Annotated in this window: 19 protein-coding genes; 13 read left to right on the forward strand and 6 right to left on the reverse strand. The window is 66.0% G+C overall.

Going from position 1 to position 20,865, the window contains the following annotated elements:
- The first annotated feature begins 71 nt into the window (after window positions 1-71).
- Window positions 72-1,466 carry an MATE family efflux transporter gene (locus EV560_RS21005; protein ID WP_131857741.1) on the forward strand — a complete coding sequence of 465 codons (1,395 nt, stop codon included), beginning with the start codon at window positions 72-74 and terminating at the stop codon, window positions 1,464-1,466.
- A gap of 132 nt (window positions 1,467-1,598) precedes the next feature.
- A complete protein-coding gene (locus tag EV560_RS21010) occupies window positions 1,599-2,009 on the forward strand; it encodes a globin domain-containing protein (protein ID WP_131857742.1) in 411 nt (136 codons plus the stop codon).
- Between the two features lie 18 nt (window positions 2,010-2,027).
- Here the strand turns inward: EV560_RS21010 and EV560_RS21015 are convergent, their stop codons facing one another.
- Window positions 2,028-4,085: a methyl-accepting chemotaxis protein gene (locus EV560_RS21015; RefSeq protein WP_131857743.1), complete on the reverse strand. Its 2,058-nt coding sequence runs from the start codon at window positions 4,083-4,085 to the stop codon at window positions 2,028-2,030.
- A gap of 554 nt (window positions 4,086-4,639) precedes the next feature.
- On the opposite strand from EV560_RS21015, the gene EV560_RS21020 reads away from it, so the two are divergent.
- From EV560_RS21020 to mbfA, 4 genes are all read left to right on the forward strand, one after another.
- Window positions 4,640-5,389 (forward strand): L,D-transpeptidase, encoded by a 750-nt coding sequence (locus EV560_RS21020; RefSeq protein ID WP_131857744.1) that lies wholly within the window; start codon window positions 4,640-4,642, stop codon window positions 5,387-5,389.
- A 183-nt stretch (window positions 5,390-5,572) separates the two neighbouring features.
- Window positions 5,573-6,877 (forward strand): UDP-glucose dehydrogenase family protein, encoded by a 1,305-nt coding sequence (locus EV560_RS21025; RefSeq protein WP_131857745.1) that lies wholly within the window; start codon window positions 5,573-5,575, stop codon window positions 6,875-6,877.
- A gap of 144 nt (window positions 6,878-7,021) precedes the next feature.
- A complete protein-coding gene (locus tag EV560_RS21030) occupies window positions 7,022-7,840 on the forward strand; it encodes a DUF2076 domain-containing protein (protein WP_131857746.1) in 819 nt (272 codons plus the stop codon).
- Window positions 7,841-7,959: 119 nt separating this feature from the next.
- Complete coding sequence (gene mbfA, locus EV560_RS21035) at window positions 7,960-8,916, forward strand: iron exporter MbfA (protein ID WP_131857747.1); 957 nt, start codon at window positions 7,960-7,962, stop codon at window positions 8,914-8,916.
- 149 nt (window positions 8,917-9,065) lie between these two features.
- On the opposite strand, the gene EV560_RS21040 is transcribed toward mbfA, so the two are convergent.
- Both EV560_RS21040 and EV560_RS21045 read right to left on the reverse strand, forming a co-directional pair.
- Window positions 9,066-9,863 carry a L,D-transpeptidase gene (locus tag EV560_RS21040; RefSeq protein WP_131857748.1) on the reverse strand — a complete coding sequence of 266 codons (798 nt, stop codon included), beginning with the start codon at window positions 9,861-9,863 and terminating at the stop codon, window positions 9,066-9,068.
- A 166-nt stretch (window positions 9,864-10,029) separates the two neighbouring features.
- A complete protein-coding gene (locus EV560_RS21045; protein ID WP_131857749.1) occupies window positions 10,030-11,451 on the reverse strand; it encodes a lipopolysaccharide biosynthesis protein in 1,422 nt (473 codons plus the stop codon).
- 126 nt (window positions 11,452-11,577) lie between these two features.
- On the opposite strand from EV560_RS21045, the gene EV560_RS21050 reads away from it, so the two are divergent.
- The 4 genes from EV560_RS21050 to EV560_RS36470 all read left to right on the forward strand — a co-directional run bounded on the left by EV560_RS21050 (window position 11,578) and on the right by EV560_RS36470 (window position 14,671).
- Complete coding sequence (locus EV560_RS21050; protein ID WP_131857750.1) at window positions 11,578-12,342, forward strand: sulfite exporter TauE/SafE family protein; 765 nt, start codon at window positions 11,578-11,580, stop codon at window positions 12,340-12,342.
- A 168-nt stretch (window positions 12,343-12,510) separates the two neighbouring features.
- The gene (locus EV560_RS21055) at window positions 12,511-13,014 is read left to right on the forward strand and encodes a GNAT family N-acetyltransferase (RefSeq protein WP_165923558.1); all 504 of its coding nucleotides are present in this window, start codon (window positions 12,511-12,513) and stop codon (window positions 13,012-13,014) included.
- Window positions 13,011-13,853, forward strand: coding sequence for a DMT family transporter (locus EV560_RS21060; RefSeq protein ID WP_131857752.1), 843 nt, complete (start codon window positions 13,011-13,013; stop codon window positions 13,851-13,853). The genes EV560_RS21055 and EV560_RS21060 overlap by 4 nt, the downstream gene beginning before the upstream one ends.
- 101 nt (window positions 13,854-13,954) lie before the next feature.
- On the forward strand, window positions 13,955-14,671 hold the full coding sequence (locus EV560_RS36470) for a DUF930 domain-containing protein (protein WP_248312146.1): 717 nt from the start codon (window positions 13,955-13,957) through the stop codon (window positions 14,669-14,671).
- A gap of 6 nt (window positions 14,672-14,677) precedes the next feature.
- Here the strand turns inward: EV560_RS36470 and EV560_RS21075 are convergent, their stop codons facing one another.
- The 3 genes from EV560_RS21075 to EV560_RS21085 all read right to left on the reverse strand — a co-directional run bounded on the left by EV560_RS21075 (window position 14,678) and on the right by EV560_RS21085 (window position 16,265).
- Window positions 14,678-15,166, reverse strand: a complete 489-nt coding sequence (locus EV560_RS21075) for a hypothetical protein (protein WP_131857755.1) — start codon at window positions 15,164-15,166, stop codon at window positions 14,678-14,680.
- A 61-nt stretch (window positions 15,167-15,227) separates the two neighbouring features.
- Window positions 15,228-15,707: a PaaI family thioesterase gene (locus tag EV560_RS21080; RefSeq protein WP_131857756.1), complete on the reverse strand. Its 480-nt coding sequence runs from the start codon at window positions 15,705-15,707 to the stop codon at window positions 15,228-15,230.
- 102 nt (window positions 15,708-15,809) lie between these two features.
- Entirely contained in the window at window positions 15,810-16,265 is a 456-nt protein-coding gene (locus EV560_RS21085) for a MarR family winged helix-turn-helix transcriptional regulator (RefSeq protein ID WP_207908076.1), read from the reverse strand.
- A 219-nt stretch (window positions 16,266-16,484) separates the two neighbouring features.
- Here EV560_RS21085 and groES point away from each other — a divergent pair, with 219 nt between their 5' ends.
- From groES to EV560_RS21100, 3 genes are all read left to right on the forward strand, one after another.
- Entirely contained in the window at window positions 16,485-16,772 is a 288-nt protein-coding gene (gene groES / locus EV560_RS21090) for a co-chaperone GroES (protein ID WP_131857757.1), read from the forward strand.
- Between the two features lie 49 nt (window positions 16,773-16,821).
- Window positions 16,822-18,459 (forward strand): chaperonin GroEL, encoded by a 1,638-nt coding sequence (gene groL / locus EV560_RS21095; protein ID WP_131857758.1) that lies wholly within the window; start codon window positions 16,822-16,824, stop codon window positions 18,457-18,459.
- Window positions 18,460-18,643: 184 nt separating this feature from the next.
- The gene (locus EV560_RS21100; protein WP_131857759.1) at window positions 18,644-20,734 is read left to right on the forward strand and encodes an ABC transporter ATP-binding protein/permease; all 2,091 of its coding nucleotides are present in this window, start codon (window positions 18,644-18,646) and stop codon (window positions 20,732-20,734) included.
- Window positions 20,735-20,865: the final 131 nt, after the last annotated feature.

Raw genomic sequence — 20,865 nt, forward strand, 5'->3', positions numbered from 1 at the left:
GCGGGCACTAAAACCGGACTGCACTTTTACTGGGCATGGTCTAGAAGCGACAGCCCAACTGCGATCTTGCCATGTCCGATCTCGCCCTCCCCGCCCGCATTGCGCAGCCCTGGCTCATAGAAGCCAAGGCCATGCTTGCGCTGAGCTGGCCGATGGTGCTGACCAATGTCGCACAGACGGCGATGACCACGACCGATGTGCTGATGATGGGGCACCTGGGACCGGACGCCCTGGCGGCCGGTGCGCTCGGCGCCAATCTCTACATGGCGGCGCTGGTCTTCGGCATCGGCGTGATGAGCGCGGTGACGCCGCTGCTCTCGATCGAGCTCGGCCGCAACCGCCATGCCGTGCGCGAAGTCAGGCGCACCGTGCGCCAGGGGCTCTGGGCTGCGATCACGCTGGCCGGGCCGATGTGGCTCCTGCTCTGGCAGGCGGAAGCGATCCTGCGGCTGCTGGGCCAGGACCCAGCGCTCTCGTACGCGGCGACGGGCTATCTCCACACGCTGCAATGGGGCCTGCTGCCCTTCTTCGGCTATCTCGCCCTGCGCGGCTTCCTCGCTGCCCTGCAGCGACCGTTCTGGGCCTTCGTCGTGGTGTTGATCGCCGTCGCGTTCAACGCCCTGGCGAACTGGTGCCTGATGTTCGGCAAGCTCGGCTTTCCGGAGCTCGGCCTGCCCGGCTCGGGCGTCGCCACCAGCCTGTCCTCGGCCCTCATGCTGCTGGGCCTGATCATCGTGGTCAGCCTCGACCGCCGCTTCCGGCGTTTCCGCCTGTTCGGTCGCTTCTGGGTGGCGGACTGGCCGCGCTACCGCGCCTTCTGGCGGCTCGGACTGCCGATCGGCGTCACCGTCGCCTTCGAGGTTCTGATCTTCAGCGGCGCCGCCTTCCTGATGGGCCTGATCGGCGCGACCTCGCTTGCCGCCCATGCGATCGCGATCCAGATCGCCTCGCTCACCTTCATGGTGCCGCTCGGCATCGGTCAGGCCGGCACGGTGCGTGTCGGACGCGCTTTCGGCGCCGGCGACCGCGGCGGCATCGCGCGGGCCGGTGCGACGGCGCTCACCCTCTCGACCGCCTTCATGACGCTGATGGCGCTGATCATGTTCCTCGCGCCGCAGTTCCTTGTCCGCCCCTTCCTCGACGCCGGGAAGCAGGGCGCCGAGGCGGTGGCCGGGCTCGCCATGCATTTCCTGGTCTTCGCCGCGATCTTCCAGATCGCCGACGGCGCGCAGGTCGTGGGCGCGAGCATCCTGCGCGGGCTCGGCGACACGCGGGTGCCGATGATCCTCGCCGGCATCGGCTACTGGGGCATCGGATTGCCGCTCTCGGCGACGCTCGGCCTGTGGACGCCGCTTGCCGGCAGCGGCATCTGGATCGGACTCGCGATCGGGCTTTCGGTCGTGGCTGTGCTGATGCTCTGGCGCTGGCGGAGGCGCGAGCAGCTGGGCTTGATCAAACTAGTCTAATTCGAACTTAGTAGCTGCCCGGCTCAACCTCTGATAAGCTGACCGTCCGCAGCATTGCACGGAAGCGCGTAGTCAGGCTCGCGCCAGCATGAGCCGCCACGCGCCTTCCGTTCGCATCGACGGGGGTGGGGCGTGACTCCACGTGAGACAGAACTCATCAGGGAAAGCTTCGCGCATCTGCATCGCCGCAAGGCCGAGACCGCCAAGCTGTTCTACGACCGTCTCTTCGCCATCGCGCCCGAGACCCGCTCCCTGTTCACGACCGACATTTCCGCGCAGGGCGCCAAGCTGATGGAGACCTTCTCCGTCGCGCTCGCGACGCTCAACGATCGCGAGGGGCTGGACATCCTGCTGCGGCGCCTCGGCCGCAACCACAGGAGCTTCGGCGTCGAGGACAGGCACTATGCCAAGGCCTGCGAGGCGTTGATCTGGACGATCAAGACCTCGCTCGGCTCGCGCTACACGCCCGAGATCGAGGGTGCCTGGCAGGCGCTGTACGACCATATGGCGAGGGTGATGATCGAGGCTTCACCCGCGCCCTGACGGCAACGCCGCTTCTGTTCAGAATTCCTCCCAGCCCGCATCGGCGTCCCGGCTGTTGGCGACCTTCCGCGCCGGCGGGCGCGGCGCGGCCACCTTCGACTGGGTGAAGGCGGCCTCGGCAAGCTGGCGCAGCGCGGCCGGCGTCCGGTCGTTGGTGACGATCTGCGGACGGGCGACGGGCGCGGCCTCGTGCTCGTGCCCTGTCTTGAACGCGGCGACGAGGGTGTTGAGCTCGCCGATGCGGGAGGAGAGGGAAGCGGCCGAGGCGGCGGACTGCTCGGCCAGCGCCGCGTTCTGCTGGGTCATCTCGTCGAGATGGGCGACGGCCTGGCTCATCTCGTCGATGCCGTTGGCCTGCTCGCCGGACGCCGTCGAGATGTCAGCGATGGTGGCGGCGACCTTCTGCGAGGCCTGCAGGATCTCGGTCAGCGCGGCGCCGGCCTGGCGCACCAGGGTGACGCCCTCGTTGACCTCGGCATTGGACGAGGAGATCAGGGCCGAGATGTCCTTGGCCGCCTCGCCCGAGCGCTGGGCGAGCGTGCGCACCTCGGAGGCGACGACGGCAAAGCCCTTGCCGGCATCGCCGGCGCGGGCCGCCTCGACCGCCGCGTTGAGCGCCAGCAGGTTGGTCTGGAAGGCGATGTCGTCGATCACCCGGATGATGTCGGAGATCTTCTTCGAGGCGCTCTCGATCCGGGCCATGGCCTCGACGGCCTGGCCGGCAATGGCGCCGCCCTGCTCGGCCGCGCGCATCGCCTCGCCCGAGATGGTCGAGGCCTGTTTCGAGGCCTGGGCGCTCGCCTTGACGGAAGCCGCGAGCTCCTCGGTGGTGGCGGCGGTCTCCTCGAGCGAGGAGGCCTGCTCCTCGGTGCGCTTGGAGAGATCGTCGGCGCCGAGATTGATCTCGCGGGCGGCGAGGCCGACATCGGAGGCGGTGACCTGGATGGTGCGCACCGTGGCGGAGAGGCGGTCGACGGTCTCGTTGATCGCGTCCTTGAGATTGGCGAAGCGGCCGCGATAGCCGGTCTCGATCCGGCTGGTCAGGTCGCCGGCGGCGACGGCCTGGAGGGCCTCGGCAAATTCGGTGGTGGCGCTGTCGACGACGGCGTTGATCTCGTTGATGCCGGCGATCAGCTGCTGCATCTGCTGGTCGGCATCCTCGATCTGCAGCCGTGCCGAGAAATCGCCCGCCGCAGCCGCAGCGACGACCTCGCCCACATCCGTCACGACCAGCGCCATGCTCTCGGCCTGGCGGATTCGGCGTGCCGTGCTTTCGCGTTCCTCGGCCTGGAGAATCGCGACCTGCTCGGTGCTCTGGCGCAGCACGGCGACGGCGCGCGCCATGGTGCCGATCTCATCCTTGCGGGCGACATGCGGGACCTCGACCTGCGTTTCGCCGGCCGTGAGCCGCTCCATGATCTTGCCGAGATCGACCAGCGGCCGAGCGATCGAGCGCTGGGCGAAAAGCAGCGCCGTGGCGAGCGAGGCCGCAAGCGCCGCAAGCAGCACGCCGGGAAGAATCCACTCGATCTGCTTGGTGAAGGCCGCGGCCTCGTCGCCGAGCGCATTGCCGGCATCCTCGTTGCGCTTGACGAAGGCGACGAGGAAATCGTTCAGCGCCTTGCGGTTCGCACGGTTCTGATCGTTGTTGCCCTGCGCATTGGCGGCGGCGCTCGAGACCTCGCGGCCGAGCCGGATGGTCTCGGTGCGGAAGGCGATGAAATCCTCGACCGCCTTCTCGATCTGGCCCATGCGGTCGTGCTCGCTCGGCGGCACCAGCCGCTTCAGGTCCACGACCAGCTTGCGCATCTGCGGAAAGCGCGCCTCCGCGCCCTTCGCATAGCCATCGAGTTCCTGCGGCTTGGCCGCCATGTAGATGCCACGCGATTCCATGACGACGCCGACCACGTGCGAGTTGAGCCGCTCGGTGAAGAGCGCGATGTCGCCCTGCGTGCTCGAGCGCGTGTTCAGGTCATTGGCCTTCCACAGCGCGTAGAGGCTTAGGCCCGCCGAGGCGATGGCGCCGCCGGCGATGATGGCCAGCATGGCCAGGATCTTCATGCGAATGGATGTCATCGGTTTGCCCCCCCGGGCTTATATCGCGGGGAACCGGCAACGCTGGAGCGCGCCGACTGCCGGCCGTATTGAGGAATGGACAGGCATAGGCAGGACCGCACGCCCTGCGGCAGGGCGGTCAAAGCGTCGGGACGGGAGCCTCGGATCACGCCATTTCGCCATGCAGCCCGCGAAACCCAGTCGAGATCTTGCGGCGCATGGCTCAGCGGAAAATCCAAGCTCACCCCCTGACGCCTGGTAATTCCTTCCTGAGCCGATTAAAATTTTACTTAAATTTCCTCCGAACTGACCGCGAAATGTGCATTTCGCGATGTTTCTGATAGAATTTTTCGCAGCTCATCCCGCCTTGCGATGGATGAAGCTCCACGCAAGCTGGCGATGACTACGCTGTTGCCGATTGGGCACAGATTTCCGCCGCCATATTTTCGCCATGTCGTATTCACCTCGCGGCCACGTGATCCGCCTTGAAGCGATTGACGACGACGCGACCGGAACCAAGTGCCTGTCCGGTCGTTGACTGCCCCGCAAGACCTGAAGACGTGCGAGCTCCATACATGTCCCCCGCCCTGCCGACCTTTCGCCGCCTGCTGACCCGCCTGGCCATCCTGCTGATCCCGCTCGCCCTCGCGGCCTGCGTCAGCGCCCGCCCGCAGCCCTACGAGGTCTCGGCCGCCCGCTTCCACCCCAATGCGGCGGCGATGGCGATGTATGCCGAGATGCCGGAGGAGGCGCACCCGCTGCCGGCGACCGATATCTCCGAGGTCAATCCACGCTTCCTGCGCCAGGAGGTCTCATACCCGACGCGCGAGCAACCCGGCACGATCGTCGTCGACACCAATAACCGCTATCTCTACCTCGTCCGCGAGGGCGGCCAGGCCATCCGCTACGGCATCGGCGTGGGCAAGCAGGGCATGTCCTGGCGCGGCCGCGCCACGGTCGGCCGCAAGGGCTCCTGGCCGCGCTGGACCCCAACCGCGGACATGATCAAGCGCGATCCGGAGAAGAACGGCCCCTGGGCCGGCGGCATGGCTGGTGGCCTCGACAACCCGCTCGGCGCCCGCGCGCTCTACCTCTACCAGGGCAATCGCGACACGATGTACCGCATCCACGGCACGACCGAGCCGTGGTCGATCGGCAAGGCGGTCTCCAGCGGCTGCATCCGGATGTTCAACCAGGACATCATCGATCTGCACAGCCGCGTACCGGTCGGCACCCCCGTGCTCGTCCTCAACCGCGACCCGCTGCTGAAGCTCTCGCCGGAGGAAGCGACCGACGAGTTCGGCGAAGATCCCGAGATGTACTGACGCATCGACGGACGGCCGCCGCCGGCGCAGCCGTCATCGCAACGACATCGACGCGCATCACCACGCAAGCAGGCGCGGTGGTGCGCGTCGCGTTTTGCCGGGGCCTGCAAATTGCGATAGGCGGTGCCGCGGCAAGGCCCGGCACAGCTCCGCTTCGGGCCTGAGACAGAGAAAGACCGCCCCATGCGCGTGACGATGATCGGTTCGGGCTATGTCGGCCTGGTCTCCGGTGCCTGCTTTGCGGATTTCGGACATGTCGTGACCTGCGTCGATACCGACGCGGCCAAGATCGAGGCGCTGAATCGCGGCGAGATCCCGATCTTCGAGCCGGGTCTCGACGACCTCGTCGCCAAGAATGCGCGCGAGGGGCGGCTCTACTTCACCACCGAGCTCGACGAGGCGGTGGCGCGGGCCGACGCAATCTTCATCGCCGTCGGCACGCCGGCGCGGCGCGGCGACGGCCATGCCGATCTCTCCTATGTCTACCAGGCGGCGCGCGACGTCGTGGCCAAGCTCGACGGGTTCACCGTGGTCGTCACCAAGTCGACCGTGCCGGTGGGCACCGGCGACGAGGTCGAGCGGATCATGCGCGAGACCCGGCCCGAGGCCGATTTCGCGGTGGTCTCGAACCCGGAATTCCTGCGCGAAGGCGCCGCGATCGCCGATTTCAAGCGACCGGACCGGATCGTGATCGGCACCGAGGATGCCCGCGCCCGGGCCGTGATGGAGGAGCTCTACCGGCCGCTCTATCTCAACGCCGCGCCGCTGCTCTTCACCTCGCGGCGAACCTCGGAGCTGACGAAATACGCCGCCAACGCCTTCCTCGCCACCAAGATCACCTTCATCAACGAGATGGCGGATCTGTGCGAGCAGGTCGGCGCCAATGTCCAGGAGGTCGCGCGCGGCATCGGCCTCGACAACCGCATCGGGTCGAAGTTCCTGCATGCCGGACCGGGCTATGGCGGCTCCTGCTTCCCGAAGGACACGCTCGCGCTGATGAAGACGGCGCAGGATCTGGCCGCGCCGCTGCGCATCGTCGAGACCGTCGTCGCGATCAACGACCAGCGCAAGCGCGCCATGGCCCGCAAAGTCATCACGGCCTGCGGCGGCTCGGTCCGCGGCAAGCGCATCGCCATTCTCGGCCTCGCCTTCAAACCGAATACCGACGACATGCGCGAGGCGCCCTCGATCGCGATCATCACCGCGCTGCAGGATGCCGGCGCCGAGATCGTCGCCTATGATCCCGAGAGCATGGGCCCGGCCCAGTCGCTGCTGCCCGACATCAAATACGCGGCCGACGCCTACTCCTGCCTTGAAGGCGCCGATGCGCTGGTGATCGTGACCGAATGGGACGCCTTCCGCGCGCTCGATCTCGCCCGCGTCAAGACCGGGCTGCGTGAGCCCGTCGTGGTCGACCTGCGCAATATCTACCGCTCCGAGGACATGCGCCGCCGCGGCTTCCAGTACACCAATGTCGGGAATGCATGACGCGGGGCATGGCGACCTTTCCGCAAGCTTTCGATCGGGTGAAGACGACACCGCGCCGCAGCAAAGCGCCTTGATAGCGTCACAGCCCGTCCCCACCTTTCGAACGGCGGCGCAACCGCTCCGCCCAAACGAGAGGAGATGACGATGACGCCGCAGGAACGCGACGTGATCGCCGGGATTTTCGACCGCCTGAAACAGGCGGCCAACCAGCCCCGCGACCCCGAGGCTGAACGTTTCATTGCCGACCGACTGCGCGAGCAGCCCTATGCGCCCTACGCCATGGCGCAGGCGGTCTACGTCCAGGAACAGGCGGTGACCAATCTCCACGCCCAGGTGGAGGAGTTGCAGGCGCAGGTTCGCGAGCTGCAGGAGCGCGCCGCCCAGCCCGCACCGCAGCCGCAGCAATCCGGCGGCTTCCTCTCCGGCATTTTCGGCGGCGGACAGCAGGCGCCGGCGCGGCCAGGCTCCGTGCCCTCCTTCCCGCAGCGTGCCGGACAGGCGCCGTCCAGCGCCTGGACCAACCAGCAGCCGATGCAGCCGGGACCGCAGCAGGGCATGATGGGCGCGGCTCCGCAGCCCGGCCCCTGGACCAACCAGGCGGCACCGAGCGCGGGCGGCGGCTTCATGGCTTCGGCCCTGACCACGGCGGCCGGCGTCGCCGGCGGCATGATGCTGGGCAATGTGCTGAGCAACGCCTTCGGCGGCGGCTCGGCCAAGGCGGCGACGCCCGCGGCGGAGAGCACCCAGGCCAAGGACGACACGGCCAAGGACGACACGGCGAAAAGCGACAGCGCCAATGGCGACACCGATTCGCAGCAGACCGCCTATGACCAGGGCGCTTCCGACCAGCGCGCCTATGACCAGGGCCAGTCCGACCAGTCGTCCTACGAGCAGGCCAACAATGATGAGCCCTACGATCCCGACTATGATGACGGGATGGGCGACGACGGCGATTGGACCTAGTCGCAGCCGCGCCCGAAATGCAGTTCAGGCCCGCCGCTTTGGCGGGCCTTTTTCGTGGATTGTGCCTTGCACAACGGCCCTGCCTCTACTTTATAATATTTCTAAAGTAAGAGGCCGCCATGAAACGCTTCGACGATCTGACCGAGTCCGAGATCCTCGCCCTGGCAATCGCCAACGAGGAAGAAGATTCACGCATCTATCTCGCGCTCGCCAGCAGGTTGAGGCCGCTCTACCCGCATTCGGCCGAGGTGTTCGAGGCGATGGCGAGGGAGGAGCAAGGTCACCGCCACGGTCTGCTCGCGCTCTACGGGAAGCGTTTCGGTAGCGACCTGCCCTATATCACGCGCCAGGACGTGAAAGGCTTTCTCAAGCGCAATCCCGTCTGGCTGGCGGAGGGGTTGAGGCTCGAGACCGCCCGCCAGCAGGCCGAATTGATGGAGGCCGAGACGGCGCGCTTCTACGCCAAGGCGGCCGAGCGCGCCCATGACGTCGAGACGCGGTCATTGCTGGCCGACCTGTCCGAGGCCGAAGCCAGGCATGAGAGCCTCGCGGCCAGGCTGGGCGAGACCTTGGTCACGCCGGACGTCGCGGCCGAGGAGCAGCAGACGCAGCGCCGCCTCTTCGTGCTCCAGATCGTGCAGCCGGGGCTGGCCGGGCTGATCGACGGCTCGATCTCGACATTGGCGCCGATCTTCGCCGCCGCCTTCGCGAGCCATGATTCCTGGACGGCCTTCGTCGTCGGGCTCGCGGCCTCGATCGGCGCCGGCATCAGCATGGGGCTGACCGAGGCGCTCTCGGATGACGGCGTGATCACCGGGCGCGGCCATCCCTGGATCCGCGGCGCGGCCTGCGGCATCGCGACCGCGGTGGGCGGACTCGGGCATACCCTGCCCTACCTGATCCCCGATTTCTGGACCGCGACAGCGATCGCCGGGATCGTGGTCGCGATCGAACTCGCGGCCATCGCCTGGATCCGGTGGAAATATATGGAGACGCCTTTCACCTCGGCGATCGTCCAGATCGTGCTCGGCGGCCTGCTGGTGCTGGCCACCGGCATCTTCATCGGCAGCTCGTGAGGCTGGAGCCGCCCCTCCCGTCATTGCGAGGAGCGTGAACTCCGAAGCAATCCAGGAGGGCGTAGAGTGCCGCCGCGCCTGGATTGCGTCGCGGAGCCCGTACCCGGGCTTGCCGAAGGCCAGACCCGGCTCCCGCAATGACGTTACGGTCAGATCACGAGCACCTTGGCGCCGACCCTGACCCGACCATAGAGATCGATGACGTCGTCATTGGTCATGCGGATGCAGCCGGAGGAGACGGCCTGGCCGATCGTATGCGGCTCGTTGGTGCCGTGGATCCGGTAGAGCGAGGAGCCGAGATAGAGCGCACGGGCGCCGAGCGGATTCTCCGGCCCGCCCTCCATGAAGCGCGGCAGGTCCGGCCGGCGCTTCAGCATCTCGGCCGGCGGGGTCCAGCTCGGCCATTCGGCCTTGCGGCTCACCGTCTTCATGCCGGCCCAGGAGAAGCCCGGCCGACCGACGCCGATGCCGTAACGCAGCGCCCGGCCGCCGGGCTGGACCAGGAACAGGAAGCGCTGCGGCGTGTCGATAATGATCGTGCCCGCTCCGTGCGGACCGCTATAGGCGACCTCCTGCTTCTGGAAGCGCGGATCGATCACCCGTTCGATCGGCCGGCTCGCCTCGACCGGCTCGCCGAGCGCGGCGACGCGGCGCCCGGCGCGGGGCGCGGCCTGCTGCTCGAAGGGGTCGTTCTCATAGCCCGGGGCCGCGCGCACGGCGCGCTGGCCATAGGCGGAATAATTGCCCGGCCGGTTATAGACCGCTCCGCCCCGGCCATAGGGCGTCGGATCGCGGCCGGTCATCAGCATCTCGATGAAGCCGCCGCCATATTGGCCGCTTGGCGGGGGCGGCGGCGGAGGCAGATCATTATAGTATTGGGCGGAAGCAGCGCCCGGAATGAGCAGGCCGCCCAGGATGGCGAGCGGAACGAACAGTACGGGACGCATGGCGCAACTCTCTCGACGCAACGTAAGGGAGAGCCTGCCGGGTGCTTTCAAACGAATGGTGAAGCGTTGACTCTAAATCCGCGACTTGCCCGTAAACTGCGGGATTTCAACGAATTAACCTTATCAGATCCCCTAAGGACAGGGTGAATGAAGGGTTTTTTACTGATCAGCGTCGGCGCAGCGCATACCAGAGCTTAAGCTTGCTGCGCAGGCGCGTGACATCGAGGCCGAGCACCACCGCGGCATAGACGGCGATACCGATCGCGATCTGCAGGGCGAGCTCGAGCGGCGCGGCCAGGCGCCCCGATAGCGGCCAGACGGCGGCGGCCATCAGGATGACGGCCAACACCACGCAGAGCATGTCGCGCAGCGGCGGCGATTTGGGCATCGAGCGCAGCGCCGCAATCGCGGTCACCGCGAGCGCGACGAGGAAGGCGCTGGTCTGGGCATAGGCGTAGCGCTGCGGCCCGTTCACGATGCCGACGACGAAGGCCAGGAACAGGTTGCAGGCGAGGCCGAGGCCGGTCGCGAGCGGGGCGATGCCGGTGCGCTTGCCGAGCAGGAAGACCGGGATGAAGGCCGCCTGCGAAATCGTCAGCGCCATGAAGCCGGGCAGCAGGATGGTGAGATAATCCGAGAAATGGCCGCGGAAGCTTTGCGGCACCAGGAGCCGCTCGAAAGCCGGGAGCACCAGCCAGAGCCCGGCCGCGATCGGCAAGGTCACCATCAGCACGATGACGACATTCTGGGCGATCTGCCGCAGGGCGGCCTCCCGGCCGCGATGCTCGTCGAGGCGGATGACCTCGCGCAGCAGCACGATCTCCAGGGTCGAGGCGAGCGTGCCGAAGAGCTTCAGGCCCATATCCGAGGCGAGCGAGAAATAGCCGGCCTCGGCGAAGCCATGGGCGCCGGCAAGCAGCGACCGGTTGATCAGCGGGATCAGCGAATAGATCGCGTTGCTGCCGATCAGCGGCACCGAATAGAGCAGGAAGCTCCAGGCGACCTCCTTGCGCGCGCCGGAGAGCGAGAGCGGCGCATCGGCCAGTGCACGCCTGACCAGAAGCAGCGCCACCGCGACGCTGAGCAGCCCGCCGAGCAGGACGGTGGTGGGATCGCCGGTGATCCAGGCCCCGCCGACCATCAAGACCAAGGCCAGCAGGTTCTTGACGAAGATCAGCTTGGCATAAACAGCATCGAGAAAGCGGGCCCGGGCGATGGCGCCGTGATAATCGAACAGGCCCGCCCCCATGCCGCCGAGCACGGATGCGGCGAGCAGCATCGCCGGCAGCCTGAAATCGATGCCGGCAGCGATCGCCGCGACCAGCAGGCCGGACAGCGCGATGCTGATCCCGGCCGCCAGCAGATCGAGCGTGGCGCGGATCTCGGGCTGCGTCTCGCGTGCGCTCAGCGAATAGAAGCGGATGGCCGATATGCGCAGCCAATCTAGCAGCGTGGTATTGACCAGCACGACAATGGCCGCGCCAATGGCATAGAGGCCGAAGGCGGCCGGGCCGAGACAATAGGCGATGAGCAGTCCCAGGACGAAGTTCAGCCCGGCATTGACGACGAAGGGCAGGAGAACGGTCATGGCGCCATCGCGAGAGGACCGGGCGATTCGCGAAATCGCTTCGGGACGCTTCTGGCCTAGCGGCAGGGCAGCGCTTTTCCAAGCGGAAGCTTGGTTCGCCCAGGCGGCCGGCGCCGGGCGCAACTGATGCCGACAGATCCGCTATTCTACCTCGTCGGCTGGGCGACGACGTTGCTGATCGCGATCGGCAAGGGCGCCTTCGGCGGCGGGCTCGCCATCCTGGGCATCCCCTTGCTGGCACTGGTCACCGACCCGCTCTCGGCCGCGATCATGGTCGCCGTCCTGGTCTCGGTGATGGACCTCTTCGCCCTGCAGAGCTTCGGCATCTCGACCTGGTCGAAGCCGGACCTCGTCTGGCTGCTGCCGGGGCTCGTGGTCGGCATCGCGATCGGGTATGTCGTCTTCGTCGAGGTCGACCCGCGCATCGTCACCTTGATCATCGGGCTGACGACGCTCGCCTTCACCTTGCACTGGTTCGCCAAGGGCAGGCTCGCGGCGGCAGGCTCGCGCCCGGTCTCGCCGCTCTGGGCGATGATTGCCGGCACGGCCTCGGGCTTCACCACCTTCGTCGCCCATGCCGGCGGACCGCCGGTCTCGATGTATCTGCTGGGACGCGGCGTGCCCAAGACCCTGTTCGTCGGCACCACCGTCGCCTTCTTCACGCTCGGCAACTGGCTGAAGCTGCCGCCCTATCTCTCGCTCGGCCTGGGCCGGCCGGAGACGCTCTGGGCCGCCCTCGCGCTGGCCCCGGCCGCACCGCTGGGCATCTGGCTCGGCCGGATCGTGCATGAGAAGCTCGAGCAGAAGACGCTGTTCTTCTGGTGCTATGTCCTGCTCAGCCTGGCGGCGCTCAAGCTCGTCGTGGATGCGGGGCTCGCATTACTACGCTAAGGCATTTCCGCGTTTCCTCGAAACGCAGAAATGCTTCAAGCCTTTGTTTTATCGTATCTTCTTCACGCGAACCGGTGTCCACTTCGCTCGAAAATGCTCTGGAGGTCATGCGCGCAGCGATTGCCCCGCCTCTTTGCGCTTGCAGGGATTGGCCTTAAGCGCTTCCGCATGATCTCTCCCCTGCCCCCGCTCCGCGATGCGCGTGACAGCGATTCCGAACCGCTTGCCGCGCTCGTCGCCGCGAGCTTCGCCGAATATCCGAACTGCCATTTCGTCTGGGAGGAATTTCCCGAGCTGCGCCAGCCGGCGAGCCATTACGCCGCCAAGGGCGGCCGGCTCTGGATCGCGGATGCGCCCGATGGCAGCGTCGCGGGCTCGATCGCCGTTGCGCCGGTACCGGAGCAGAACGCGGTCGAGCTGACCAAGGTCTATGTCTCCCCGCAATGGCGCGGTGCAGGCCTGGCGCAGGTGCTCTTCGCCAATGTGCTCGGGTTCGCCGAGGCCGGCGGCTATGGCGAGATGATGCTCTGGTCGGATACGCGCTTCACCCGCGGCCATCGCTTCTACGAGAAGCTCGGCTTCGCGCGCTGGCCGGGAGAGCGCTATCTCGCCGACATCTCCTTCACCTGGGAATATCATTTCCGCAAAGCGCTCGCCGGCCAGCCGGCATGAATTCGGAGACGGCGCTTCGCGCCATCATCGGCATCGCCCTGCTCACCGCCATGGATGCGGTGATCAAGGCGCAGATGCAGCAGCACCCCTTCCTGCTGGCACTGTTCATGCGCTTCGCCGCCGGCGGCCTCTGCGCGCTGGTCGTGCTGGCCGTGGTCAGGCCGAAGCGGCCGACGCGCGACAGCATCATCGGCAATCTCGTGCGCGTGCCCATCGTCGTGCTGACCGCCGGCAGCTTCTTCTATTCGATCTCGCAACTGCCGCTGGCGGAGGCGCTGACGCTCTCCTTCCTGGCCCCGGTCTTCGTGGCGCTGCTCGGAGCGCTGATGCTCAAGGAGAAGCTCGACCGCCGCATCTTCGAGGCGCTCGGCTTCGGGCTCGCCGGCATGCTGGTGATGGTCTGGCCGCGGCTGCAGGGCGGCATCACCGGGGCCGAGCTCGGCGTCGCGGCGGCCCTGTTCTCGGCGGTCGCCTATGCCTTCAACCTGATCCTGCTGAGACGGATCGCGGTGAAGGAACATCCGGCGGTGATCGTCGTCTTCCAGAATTGCGGGCCGGCGCTGATGCTGGCGGTCCCCGCCTGGTTCGTGATGATGCCGATGACGGGGGCCGACCTCCTCGGCTATCTCTGCGCCGGGCTGCTCGGCGTCTCCGGCCATATGACGCTGACCTCGGCCTTCGCGCGTGCACCCGCCTCGCGGCTGGCGCCGATCGAGTACACCGCCCTGGTCTGGGCGAGCCTGCTCGGCTTCGCCTTTTTCGACGAGGTGCCGCTCTGGACAACCTATGCCGGGGCGCTGCTGATCGTCGCCGGCGCCTTCGTCATCAGCCGGAAATAGCGAAGGCCGCAAAATCGCCGGGTTGATCGGCCTGTTGCTCGAATAAGGGAGCAAAGAGGCAGCCGGTGAGAACGAACCTGACCAGCGCCGCGCCCTGAACCATGCGACCCTCCCGCTCTTCGCCGAGCAGGCCCGCGGCCCTTGCGGTCATCGTCTCGCTCGGCCTTCACCTCGTGCTGCTCGGCGCGCTGGTCCTGCTGCCGACGATCGAGCGGCTGCGGCCGGAGCCCGACGAGGGCATCGAGGTCGAGCTCGTCACGCCCGAGCAGATCGCACCAAAACCCGAAGCCCAGCCACCCGAAACCCAGCCGCCCGCGGTGCAGCCGACGCCGCAGACGCGGAGTGTCGCGCAGCCCGAAGCCGCTCCCGCGGAGCCAGCGCCTCCCGCCCAACCCACGCCGCCAGCGCCGCCGCCTGTCCCGGCGGCGCCCGTCATGGTCAGGGCGCGGCGCCTGCTCTCCGAGGACGTGCTCTCCAACCCGCGCAGCCGCGGAACGCGGGCCGCCCTGCAGCAATTGCAGGAGCCCGAGCGCATCGAGCAGCTCTGCAATCTCGAGGCGATGGGCCAGATCCATGCCTGGAAGACGGAGTTCGAACCGGACCGCGTCGTCGCCTATGCGATGGAGGGCGTAAGGCTCTCGCGAACGGCTCTGCAGGCGGACGGCGCGGTCTTCCGCAGCAGGCAGCAATGGTATCGCATCAAGTTCAAATGCGAGCTCACGCCGGACCGCAAGACGGTGTCCGGCTTCGAATTCGTGGTCGGCGAGCCGGTGCCGCGCCAGGACTGGCGCGCTCTCGATCTGCCGGCGGTGCACTAACCCCGGTCAGGCGCGGCGGGCGCGGAAATCGGCCTGGAGCCGCCAGGTCGCGCCATCCGGCGAGACCTCGCCGAGCCAGCGGAAGGAGTCCTGCGTGATCTCGGTGAAACGCCAGCGGGTCGCGGTGCCGTCGTCGAGCTTGCCGAGCTGGAGGATGTCCTGGCCGTCGGCGCGGCCGAGCTGGCGCGTGTAATATTGCTTCAGCGGATCGCTCCAGATGATGTGCCAGGCATCTTGGCCGGGATCGTAGACCCGCAACGTCGTGCCGTGGAAGAAGCCGGGGAGGATCCAGATATCCTGGATCGCGCGGCCGGCGAGCACCCAGCCGAAATGGATCTCGCCCTTGCCTTCGTGACGCGTACCGTCATCGGCGTGGATCACGGCATCCATCGTCCAGTCGCCGATCAGCGGGGCATAGAGACCCATCCTGTCGGCATGATCGGGCGCCGGTCCCACGGCGCGGAGCAAATCATGGAAGCGGGTGGTCGCCGTCATGTGCTGGCTCCCGTGCAAGCCTATAGAACGGGACGCGCGCGGGAACGTTCCGTCGATGGCTTCAGCGACGGGCTTCGCCTCGCAGCACCATGCAGGTCTCGGTACCATGCGCCAACAGCTTGCCGCGCGCGTCGACGAGCTTGCCCTCGCTCGTGATGATGCTGCCGCCACGGTGGATCAGCCGGCCCTCGCAGCGCACGATCTCGCTGTCCGGCATGACCGGCCGGACATAGTTCAGCTTCATCTCGAGCGTGGTGTAGCCCTCGCCGGCCCTCAGCGTGCTGTGGGCGGCGCAGGCCATGGCGGAATCGAGGATGGTCGCGGTCCAGCCGCCATGGATCGTGCCGAGCGGGTTGAAGAAACGGGCCGAGGGCTTGCCGACGAAGACGACGCGGCCCTCATCGGCCTCCGCGAGATCGAAATCCATGGCATCGGCGAAGGGCGGGCCGGGATGGCGGCCCTCGATGATCCCGCGCAGGAAGGACAGACCGTCCTCGGCCAGAAGCACATCGCGCGACACGACACCGACATTGCGCGACATGCCGCGGCTCCTCGTATTGTGTAGATACACGATAAGGATCTGAAACTGCGCCCGTCAAGCACCGCCACCTTCGGTGATGACGCGGAGGATGGAGCCGGCCGCTCAACCCGCCCCACGCGCCACCCGGCGCAGCGCCTTGAGGCCGTCCCGGGTCTCGCTCCAGCGCTCGCGGCCGAGGCCGCCCTCGATGCGCTCCTGCGCCGCCTGCCAATAGGGGATCGCCGCTTCGATCGCGGCGCGGCCCTTGTCGGTCACCGCGTAGACCAGCGCCCTGCCCTTGCAGTCGACCGGCTCGATCAGCGCCTCGGCCGCGAGCAGCTGCAGGTTGCGGGTCAGCGAGGTCCGCTCCAGCGCGAAACGGTCGGCGAGCTCGGTGACCGACTTGAACACGCCGGTGCTGAGCGCCGAGAGCAGCACGAATTGCGTGATCTTGAGGCCGCTCGGGCGCATCGCCTCGTCATAGGCGCGGGTGACCGCGCGCGCCGTCATCCGCACATGCAGGGCCACGCAGGAGCGGGCGATATCGTCGAGCCTGGGGTCGTGGGACGGCGCTGTCATAGGCTAAGAATACTGCGCCGCGGCCCGCGCCGCAGCAATGGCTTGCAGGGTGCGACAGCGATTCACTTTCCGGCGCGATGATTCCTTGACTCGTCAAGGGCGCGCGCCTATCTCCGCCGCATCCGTTAGCACTCAGGTTATGAGACTGCTAACAGATGCCGGTCGCGGGGTTTCCGCCCTGACCGCCAGCTTCAATTAGACCGAGAGGAAGACAGAACCATGAAGTTCCGTCCGCTGCATGACCGCGTCGTGGTCCGCCGCCTTGATGGCGAGGAGAAGACCAAGGGTGGCATCATCATCCCCGACACCGCCAAGGAAAAGCCCCAGGAGGGCGAGATCGTGGCCGTCGGCCCCGGCAACCGTGACGAAGACGGCAAGCTGATCAAGCTCGACGTCAAGGCCGGCGATCGCGTGCTGTTCGGCAAGTGGTCCGGCACCGAGGTCAAGATCGATGGCCAGGATCTCCTGATCATGAAGGAATCCGACATCATGGGCGTGATCGGCTGATCGCCGCCCCCATCTCGTCCCTTTCCATTTTCAGTAAGGAGTAGCTTCCATGGCTGCTAAAGACGTCAAGTTCTCCACCGACGCGCGCGACCGCATGCTGCGCGGCGTCGAAATCCTGAACAACGCCGTGAAGGTCACGCTCGGCCCCAAGGGCCGCAACGTCGTGATCGAGAAGTCGTTCGGCGCTCCGCGCATCACCAAGGACGGCGTCACCGTCGCCAAGGAGATCGAGCTCGGCGACAAGTTCGAGAACATGGGCGCCCAGATGGTGCGCGAAGTGGCCTCGAAGCAGAACGACGCTGCCGGTGACGGCACCACCACTGCCACCGTTCTCGCCGCCGCGATCATGCGCGAAGGCCTGAAGTCGGTCGCCGCCGGCATGAACCCGATGGACCTGAAGCGCGGCATCGACCTCGCCGTCGAGGCCATCGTCGCCGACCTCAAGAAGAACTCGAAGAAGGTCACCTCGAACAGCGAAGTCGCGCAGGTCGGCACGATCTCGGCCAATGGCGACGAGTCGGTCGGCAAGATGATCTCGACCGCCATGCAGAAGGTCGGCAACGAGGGCGTCATCACGGTCGAGGAAGCCAAGACCGCTGAGACCGAGCTCGATGTCGTCGAGGGCATGCAGTTCGACCGCGGCTACCTCTCGCCGTACTTCATCACCAATGCCGAGAAGATGGTCGCTGAGCTCGAGGATCCCTACATCCTCGTCTTCGAGAAGAAGCTGTCGTCGCTCCAGGCGATGCTGCCGATCCTCGAGGCCGTCGTCCAGACCGGCAAGCCGCTCCTGATCATCGCCGAGGACGTCGAGGGCGAGGCTCTCGCCACGCTCGTCGTCAACAAGCTCCGTGGCGGCCTGAAGGTCGCGGCCGTCAAGGCTCCGGGCTTCGGTGACCGCCGCAAGGCCATGCTCGAGGACATCTCGATCCTGACCGCCGGCCAGATGATCTCGGAAGATCTCGGCATCAAGCTCGAGACCGTGACGCTCAACATGCTCGGCCGCGCCAAGAAGGTGCGCATCGAGAAGGAGAACACCACGATCATCGACGGCGCCGGCAAGAAGAAGGACATCGAGGGCCGCGTCTCGCAGATCAAGGCGCAGATCGAGGAGACCACCTCGGACTACGACCGTGAGAAGCTCCAGGAGCGTCTGGCCAAGCTCGCCGGCGGCGTCGCGGTCATCCGCGTCGGCGGCGCGACCGAGGTCGAGGTCAAGGAGAAGAAGGACCGCGTCGACGATGCCCTGAACGCCACCCGCGCTGCGGTGGAAGAAGGCATCCTGCCGGGCGGTGGCGTTGCGCTCCTGCGCGCGCTGTCGACCGTCAAGTCGATCAAGACCCAGAACGACGACCAGAAGACCGGCGTCGAGATCGTCCGCCGCGCCATCACGGCCCCGGCTCGCCAGATCGTCGACAACGCCGGCGATGACGGCTCGGTCGTGGTCGGCAAGCTGCTCGAGTCGAAGGACTACGCCTACGGCTACAACGCCCAGACCGGCGAGTACGGCGATCTGGTCAAGGCCGGCATCATCGACCCGACCAAGGTCGTGCGCACGGCGATCCAGGACGCGGCTTCGGTCGCCGGCCTGCTGATCACCACCGAGGCGATGATCGCCGAGCTGCCGAAGAAGGACTCCCCGATGCCCCCGATGGGCGGCGGCGGCATGGGCGGCATGGACTTCTGATCCAGAAGTCCTTCGCACCCTGCGAAGTCTATGGAGGCCCGGCGCAAGCCGGGCCTTTTTCATGAGCGGCAGATGACAATTTGCTCATCTGGGCGCATCGCCATTGAATGGCCCCATCCTGTGGGACATGGTCCGAATCTCGGAGCGCCCGCCTCAAAGATCATATCCCGTAGGAATTCCGCCAATGCGTCCTCTTAGTTTCGCCATCGCGGCGCTAGCGCTCATTGCTCTTGTCATGGGGCAACAAGGTGATAGCGCCGGCGTGATTGGCATGGGTATCGTCGGTCTATTGCTGGCTGTGGTGACCTTCCGATCGCCGGCGTTGCCATTTTTTCTTATGATCTTCTCTGGCATTTTCGGTGCGGAGTATGTCGTCTTCGGCGCAGGCTCGCTGCTCGCACACATCGGGGCTTGGCCAACTGCTTTGCAGGCTGCAACTCCGCCGACCAGCCTTGCCACTACAGTTGGTGTCTTTGGCATCCTGATCTACGCGATCTCATTCCTGCCTGTAATCGAACGCATTGCGCGCTTGGCCTCCCCCTATTTCCAGTCGAGCGACATCACCACTGCTAAGCTATGGCCAATCGGCACGTTCAGCATTCGCCAGGGCGTGCTTGGCGTGATGCTCCTCACTTTTCTAATTGTCCTCAACCAAACGCAGGTTGGCATTTCGTTAAGATTGAGTTTCTTCAACCGCGATATGTACGACGCCCTTCAAAATAAGGATGCGGCCTCCTTTTGGTATCAGCTATTTTATGTCTTCTGCTTTTGGGCGGCGATTTCCGTTATCTCGAACTTAATTGAGACCTTCGCAAACTACACCGTTCTCATTAGGTGGCGTCGTTGGATGACGCTCGACTACACACAACGCTGGCTCGGGCGTGGAGAACATTATCGAATTGCACTGGCCGGATCGGTAGACAACCCTGATCAGCGCATTGCGGAAGATACGCGCGCATTCGTCAACTCGACATATAATTACACACTCCCACTTCTCACCCAAGTCTCAACTCTCGTCTCCTTTTCAATCATTCTTTGGAATATTCCAGTCAGCTTCACGTTTCCGGGCACAAGCATACCTGCCCCCGGCTATCTTTTCTGGATTGTCACGATCTATGCTGTAGTTGCGACATGGCTCACACACCTAATCGGCCGACCGCTCATCGCCCTCGAGTTCGAACAAGAGAAACGTGAGGCTACGTTCCGATTTTCACTGGCTCGCTTGCGCGAGTATTCGGAACAGATTGCGTTGATGGTTGGGGAACCGACCGAGCGGGTACACCTCGCACACCGCTTTGGCGACATCGTTATCAATTTCTATCGTATCGTTTGGGCACGGCTGAAACTTGGAAGTTTTACGTCCTCTTATAACCAGATCAGCGTTGTTCTTCCATATATCGTACTTGCGCCATATTATTTTGCGGGCACAATTACACTTGGAATCATGATGCAGGTGGCAGGGGCCTTTGATCGAGTTCAAACTGCGCTATCATTCATCATCGACCGCTATCAATCACTAGCGTCTTATCTTGCCTCAATCGATCGTCTCACCACATTTGAAGCGGCAATCGTGCAGGCTCAAGCCTTGCCAATCGGCGACCGGGACATCCACCACACGCTAGTTCCCGGCGCGCGGCTCGACGTCACCGGCGCGACGCTCGCGCTACCCGATGGACGGCCGATCGTGCGCGTCGACAATCTCAGCCTGGGCGATGCGCGCTCGACCCTGCTGATCGGCCCCTCGGGCTCAGGCAAGTCGACCCTGTTCCGAGCCATCGCCGGCATCTGGCCCTTCGGCGCAGGCAAGGTCGAGGTGCCGGAGGGGGCCCATATCATGCTGCTGCCGCAGCGCCCCTACCTGCCGCAGGGTACCTTGCGCGCCGCCCTCGCCTATCCGGCGACGGAAGACGCCTATTCCGATGCCGAGGTGAAGGAGGCGATGGCCAAGGTGAAGCTCGCCCATCTCGCCGACAAGCTCGACGAGGTCGATCTCTGGGGCCAGCGCCTCTCGGGCGGCGAGCAGCAGCGGCTGGCCGTGGCGCGGGCGCTGCTCGCCAGGCCGGACTGGCTCTTCCTCGACGAGGCCACAGCCTCGCTCGACGAGAAGCTGGAAGGCGAGATCTACGACGTGATCGACCGCACGCTGCCGAATACGAAGGTCGTCTCGATCGGCCATCGCTCGACGCTGCGCCAGATGCATGACGAGGTCGTCACGATGCAGCCGAATACCGACGGGACCTATAGCCCGAAGGCGATGGCGGCCGAGCCGGCGTGAGGGGGCCGCGAGGCTGTTCCTCGTCATTGCGAGCGTAGCGAAGCAATCCTGTATGTTGTGAGTTGCTCCGGGTCGTCCGGGGCCAGGCGGATGGGGCGCGTAAGCAATCCCGGCTCATCGCCGCCCTCTGG

The organism is Allobosea sp. BK604, from assembly GCF_004341515.1.
Lineage (GTDB): Bacteria > Pseudomonadota > Alphaproteobacteria > Rhizobiales > Beijerinckiaceae > Allobosea.